The sequence below is a fragment of the Psychroserpens damuponensis genome (genome assembly GCF_000826655.1).
Taxonomy (GTDB): domain Bacteria; phylum Bacteroidota; class Bacteroidia; order Flavobacteriales; family Flavobacteriaceae; genus Psychroserpens; species Psychroserpens damuponensis.
On record NZ_JXJO01000094.1, the window covers coordinates 1 to 758 of the forward strand.

At 29.9% G+C, this 758-nt stretch carries 1 protein-coding gene; it reads left to right on the top strand.

Annotation, left to right across the window (positions count from 1 at the left end; translation table 11 throughout):
- Window positions 1-63: 63 nt before the first annotated feature.
- Window positions 64-732 carry a hypothetical protein gene (locus TD29_RS18135; RefSeq protein ID WP_052467182.1) on the top strand — a complete coding sequence of 223 codons (669 nt, stop codon included), beginning with the start codon at window positions 64-66 and terminating at the stop codon, window positions 730-732.
- Window positions 733-758 lie beyond the last annotated feature (26 nt).

The following is a 758-nucleotide window of genomic DNA, read 5'->3' on the forward strand; positions in this document are numbered from 1 at the left end:
ATACACAAGACCGTTGTGGTGCATTTACGAACCGAACTAAAATTGAAAAATTAAAAACTAAAAATGGAAGATTGTTTTATCATTTGTCCTTTAGGAGGAGCTCATTCAGAAATACGAAAAAAATCGGACAAAATATTAAGACACGTTTTTCAACCAGTTTTAGATAAAAATGATTATAAAGCTATTAGAGCTGACCAAATCCCGAAAGTTGGACTGATAACGACTCAAATAATAAATTTGATTATGGAAAGTCCGTTGGTAATTGCTGATTTAACAGATTCAAATCCAAACGTATTTTATGAATTAGCAATAAGGCACGCAATTAGAAAACCATATATTCAAGTAATTACAAAAGGACAAAAAATTCCTTTCGATTTGAGCGGAATTAGAACAATTGAAATAGATATAACCGATTTAGATAATGTTGAATTAGCGAAGAAAGAAATTGAAAATCAAATTTTGGAATTTAAAAAAGGACATATTCCTGATTCGCCAATTTCTGTTGCTTCATCTGCGAGATTATTGCAAAATGATAGTGATTTAGCGGAAGAAATTGCTGAAAGATTAAGTTATGTTGGACAAAGACATTATTCGGATTATAGTTACAGCGATATCCAAAAAGTTGACCTTATTGAAAGAAAACTTTGGGGTTTTAGAGAATTTGGTTCTATTAGTTTAGAGGAATTGAATTCAAAACTTGATTTAATAATTGAAAATTTGAACAAAAAATAAAAACGACACCACAACACCGTGTATAA